The following is a 5,042-nucleotide window of genomic DNA, read 5'->3' as shown; positions in this document are numbered from 1 at the left end:
GCCTGGGAACGGCTCGGCGGGCGGGGCGCGGCGGCCGGGACCGGACTGTCCGGCTGGTCGGGTGTGTCCGGACTTGTGGCACTCGCACTTCGGGACGGCCTGGCCCTTGAGCCAGCGCTGCACGGTGCGCTGGGAGACGCCGAGGTCCTGGGCGAGCTTCTTGGTGGAGCCTTTGGCGCCCTTGAGCAGGAAGCGCATCCGGGCCTGGCCGGACTGCGGGATCGGGCGGGTGCGCTCGGCACGCTCCAGGCCCGCTTCAGACCGGCGCCCGCGATCAGCAGTAGCAGCAGAATCACCGCACCCATGGCCGTGCAGCCCCCGTCCCCGGCCCGGCGGCCGCCTCGGCCACCGCCTCGACCGCCAGGACGCCCGCCGCGCGGCGCCCGGTCCCGGTCGGGCCGCGCGCCGGCCCGCCGGTCGGCAACCGGCACCCGGGGTGACCACCTGTCAGTGCGGCCGTCCCGGTCAGCGGGAGCGGGCGGCGGCGGGGGTGAGGTGGCGGGCCAGGGTGTCGAGGGCGGTCGCCACCTCGTGGAACAGCTGTGGGTCCGGGGCGGTGCCGTCGGGGGTGGTGAGGGCCGCGGCGAGGGCGTCGTCGATGGTGGTGGCGCGGACCTCCGCGACCCGGGCGGACGGGTGGGCGGCGGGGCGGACGAGCCGGCGGCGGCGGTCGGCCGGGTCGGGTTCGGTGGCGACGGAGCCCGTCTCGACCAGGCGGGCGACGGCGGTGGAGACCTGACTCTGCGGCAGGCCGGTGCGGGCAGCGATCTCCCCGACGGTCGCCCCGGGATGCGCGACGACGTCGCCCAGGGTGACCAGGACCGAGCGGACCGAGCCGCGCGCGCCCGTCTCCGACTGCTCCGACCGGTCCGGTTGGGGCATCGCCTGTTCGCCGATCTTCATGAGGGTGCGGCCCAGGAGGAACAGCTCTACTCCGTTCATGCCCGCAAGAGTACATCGCAATAGATGCATTGAATGAGATGCATCTATTGCGATGCATCTGTTTCGATGCGATACGCTCGCAGTGCCGGCGGGAAGCGCCGTCGGCAACCCACCGAGGGGGAACGCACCATGACCACCGACCCGACCGCAGCCGCCGTCCGCACGCTCGCCGCCCCTGGCGCCACGCTCCACTACCGGGTCCAGGGCCACGGGCCGGTGCTGCTGCTCGCGCAGAGCGGCGAGGGCGACGCGGACCGCACCGTCGACCTCGTCCCGCACCTGGCCGACACCTTCACCGTGGTCACCTACGACCGCAGGGGCCTGTCCCGCAGCGTCCTCGACGACCCGGCCGCCCCCGTCACCATGGCCGACCACGCCGACGACGTCACCCGGCTGCTCGCCGAGGTGACCGACGAGCCGGCCCTGATGGCCGGGTTCAGCATGGGCGCCGCGATCGGCCTCCAGGTCGCTGCCCGCCACCCGGGCGCACTGGACACGCTCATCGCCCACGAGCCCGTCGCACCGAACCTGCTGCCGGCCGGCGAACGCGCCGAGCACACCGCAGAACTGCTGCACATCCAGAAGGCCCACGCCGAGGGCGGCATGGCAGCCGCCTTCCCGGCGATCGCCCGGCACCTTGGGATCGACCCGGCACACGACCCGACCGAGAACGGCCTCACCCCACAGCCCATGACGCCCCGTCGGCTGGCCAACTTCGGGTTCTTCATCGCCACGGAGTTCACCGCCGTCACCACGGACGGCTTCGGGCCGGCGGAGATCGCCAGGGCCGCGGCAACCGCCGGCGCCACCCGGATCGTCCCGGCGACGGGCGCGACCACCCGGCCGACGGTGCACACCTACCGCTGCGCGCTGGCACTGGCCGAACTGCTGGGCACCGAGCTGGTGGTCCTTCCCGGCGGCCACAACGGGAACACCGCCTTCCCACGCGCCACCGTGCGAACGCTGAAGGCCGTCCTCGGACACTGATTGTTCGCCGCCCCGGAGCTTGCCTCCGCGTGCCGTTGACCGCCTCGTCGGCCACCTTCGCGGGTCGGGAGCGTCCTGACCACCCCTGGTCCGTGGCCCGGTGCCCACCTGCGTCTGGAGGCCACCGCCCGGCTCTGGGTTGCCTGCGGCGTCCGGGAGCAGATCGTGTTCGGCACCGCACCACCCCAGGTCGAGTCCCTGTGTACGTGAGCAGCCGCGACAACCTTCCAGCAATGGGTGGTCAGGCAGGCCTGCTGACGGGCGCTCCTGAACAGCCTGGGGCTGTTCGTGAGTCGATCAGCCCACAGGGTGTGGCACCTCTGTCGGGGCGGCGGAGGTGCCACACCGGGTGATGCCTATTCGTCCTCTCACATCCCGGCGAACAGCTTCCGCACGCGGGCGGCGGTGTTGGAGTCGCGGGCCGCCGCGAGAGGCAGGTCGTTGCCGCCCTCGATCCGAAACGGCCGGCCCGAGACAGTGGTCTGGGTGCCGCCCGCCTCGGTGACGAGGAGCAGGCCGGCCGCATGGTCCCAGGCATTCTCCCAGCAGAAGGCGGTGGCGTCGAGGTCACCGCGAGCGACCGCCACGTATTCGAGCCCTGCCGAGCCTGCGCACGGCCGTACTTTCATCCCGTCGATCTCCAGCCTGAGCAGGGAGCGTTTCTGCTCGGGCGTCGTGTAGTCAGGATGCGAGGTGGCGACTTCCAGAACCGCCCCCACCTGGTCGGCAGCAAGCTCACCATCGATGCGCAGCCGATGCGCGGGTGGCTGCACCGCGCATCGCAGCGTCGCAGCCCGGCGACCGGTTGCGCAGGCGGCGGTTGCGCGGGCCGTTGCAGTCGCAGCCCCGCTGCTGCTCGGCCGGTCGCAGTCGCAGCGTGTAGCAAGGGTCGCCTTGCTACACGGAGAGCAGCAGCACGCCCAGGTACAGTAAGGACACCCTTGCTGCACCTGTGACCGGGCGGACGCTGCGGGGGTTGCACCGGCATGACGACCTCTCCGCTGTCCCGGCTGCCGATCCCCTCCTCGCTCGACGCCGGGCCTGAGCCCGCGCCGTACGAGCCGATCTCGGTGGACAGCGCGGGGCGGAGCTGCGCCGGCGGAAGGCGCGCCGGTCGGCCGAGCGGACGGAACGCCGGGGTCCGGTTGTGGCGGCGGCCGGGCCATGGGACAGGATGGCAGTCCGTTCGGAGTGCATACATCCGCTCCAACGTGGCTGCGCATAACACAACCTGACAGGCGACAAAGTGACGACACAGCACATACGGCGGCCGGCGGCGGCCCGTTCCCTTGCCCTCCACGCTGCGGGGGTAGGGCGGTGACCCGGGACCTGGTCCTGCACGACTGGGTGGTGGCCGGCATCGCGCTGGCCTCCGGCTGTGTGGCCGGTTTGGTACTGCGGGCTCTGATGAAGTGGCTGGGCAAGCACGCGAGCCGGACCAAGTGGAGCGGGGACGACATCATCGTCGACGGGCTGCGCACCATCGTCCCGTGGGCGGCCGTGATGGCCGGGGCCGCGGTGGCCGCTTCGGCCCTGCCGCTCACCGCGCGGATCGGGGGGCTGGTCGACCAGTCGCTGACGGCCGTGCTCATCGTCATCGCGACGCTCAGCGCGGCCCGGGTGGTGGCCGGGCTGGTGCAGTCGGTGGCCGCGTCCCGGACGGGCGTGGCGGCGTCCGCGACCATCTTCGTCAACATCACCCGGACCGTGGTGCTGACGATGGGCGTCCTCGTGGCCCTGGAGACCCTCGGGGTATCCATCGCCCCACTGGTCACCGCCCTCGGGGTGGGCGGTCTCGCGGTCGCGCTGGCGTTGCAGGACACCCTCGCCAACCTCTTCGCGGGTGTGCACATCCTCGCCTCGAAGACGGTCCAGCCGGGTGACTACATCCGGCTCACCAGCGGGGAGGAGGGGTACGTCGTCGACATCAACTGGCGCAACAGCGTGGTGCGCAACCTGTCGAACAACCTGGTGATCATCCCCAACGGCCGCCTGGCGCGGACGAACATGACGAACTACTCCCAGCCCGAGCAGAAGCTGTCGATCCTGGTCCAGGTCGGGGTCGGCTACGACAGCGACCTGGAGCACGTGGAGAAGGTCACCCTCGACGTCGTCGACAGCGTCATGGCCGACATCAGCGGCGGCGTGCCCGACCACGAGGCCGCCGTCCGCTTCCACACCTTCGCGGACTCCAGGATCAACTTCACCGTGATCCTGGGCGTCGGCGAGTTCAGCGACCAGTACCGGATCAAGCACGAGTTCATCAAGCGCCTGCACCGGCGGTACCGGACGGAGGGCATCTCGATCCCCGCGCCCACGCGCACCGTCTCGCTCCAGCAGGACGGGACGGGCGCACCGCCGTCCCTCCCGCCGGTTCCGCACCAGCGGGACACGTCGTCCGAGGTGCTGGCGGACCGGCCGTGGTAGCCGGCGCGGGGGCAAGCCCGCTCAAGCGCGTACTCGGCTGAATCACCGGCGATCGCCCCAGCCGCCGCCCCTCGCCGGGCGGCGGCCAGCGGCATCCTCCCACCCTGCCCGCGCTGGCGGAACCCCCGTAGCACGGTGCGTTCGCCCACCTGCTCCCCACAGCGGGCAGGGTCGTCGTTCCTGGCTTGCGGCCAGCTCGGTCGGCTCGGGCGTCGATCGGCGGGTACGCGATCGGGACGTGGCTGTCGGTCGGCCTGGGTTGTGAAGCGGCCTATCCCCGCCTTCCTCAGCGGCGGGTGAGGGAACGCAGCTGAACGTGGACGGCGGCCGGGTCGCGCACATGTGGAAGGCCTCGGTCCGCACCTGCCACCGTGCCGAGCCCAACACCACGGGGGCGCCGTGCCGGTGTGGTCTGACGCGTCGCGCCTCTCATGCCAGCGGGACGGTCTCGGGGCTGGTGTCCTGGGGTTCGTCCCAGGGCATCACGAGGGTGGCCTCGCCCTCCGGGCTCCAGGCGACGCGAAGCCCGCGCCCCGCCCTTGTGTATCGCGAGCTGGGCGGTTGCGATCCCGGATCGCACCGTCGCACCAGGCCCAGCCGTTGCGCAGCCTCGGGTTGCGCGCGCCGTCGCAGTCGCAGCGCCGGCGGTGCAGCAACCGCTGCTGCTGCACCGCCGGAAGCAGCAG

4 protein-coding genes and 1 pseudogene are annotated in these 5,042 nt (G+C 72.2%); 2 read left to right on the top strand and 3 right to left on the bottom strand.

Features of this window, described 5'->3' with window-relative positions; translation table 11 throughout:
- Positions 1-198: helix-turn-helix domain-containing protein (locus tag ACFU7Y_RS39970; protein WP_380771295.1), on the bottom strand; the 198-nt coding region annotated here is incomplete at its 3' end.
- A gap of 267 nt (positions 199-465) precedes the next feature.
- Positions 466-942: a helix-turn-helix domain-containing protein gene (locus ACFU7Y_RS39965; protein WP_224277506.1), complete on the bottom strand. Its 477-nt coding sequence runs from the start codon at positions 940-942 to the stop codon at positions 466-468.
- Positions 943-1,071: 129 nt separating this feature from the next.
- Here ACFU7Y_RS39965 and ACFU7Y_RS39960 point away from each other — a divergent pair, with 129 nt between their 5' ends.
- The gene (locus tag ACFU7Y_RS39960; protein WP_380771294.1) at positions 1,072-1,929 is read left to right on the top strand and encodes an alpha/beta fold hydrolase; all 858 of its coding nucleotides are present in this window, start codon (positions 1,072-1,074) and stop codon (positions 1,927-1,929) included.
- Between the two features lie 368 nt (positions 1,930-2,297).
- Here the strand turns inward: ACFU7Y_RS39960 and ACFU7Y_RS39955 are convergent.
- A pseudogene (locus ACFU7Y_RS39955) lies at positions 2,298-2,645 on the bottom strand (inositol monophosphatase family protein); the annotation flags it as partial.
- Between the two features lie 601 nt (positions 2,646-3,246).
- On the opposite strand from ACFU7Y_RS39955, the gene ACFU7Y_RS39950 reads away from it, so the two are divergent.
- Positions 3,247-4,356, top strand: a complete 1,110-nt coding sequence (locus ACFU7Y_RS39950) for a mechanosensitive ion channel family protein (RefSeq protein ID WP_380771293.1) — start codon at positions 3,247-3,249, stop codon at positions 4,354-4,356.
- Positions 4,357-5,042 lie beyond the last annotated feature (686 nt).

The organism is Kitasatospora sp. NPDC057542 (assembly GCF_042801945.1).
GTDB lineage: Bacteria > Actinomycetota > Actinomycetes > Streptomycetales > Streptomycetaceae > Kitasatospora.
The sequence above is the reverse complement of the archived record's forward strand: the minus strand, read 5'-3'. Positions and strand labels throughout refer to the sequence as shown.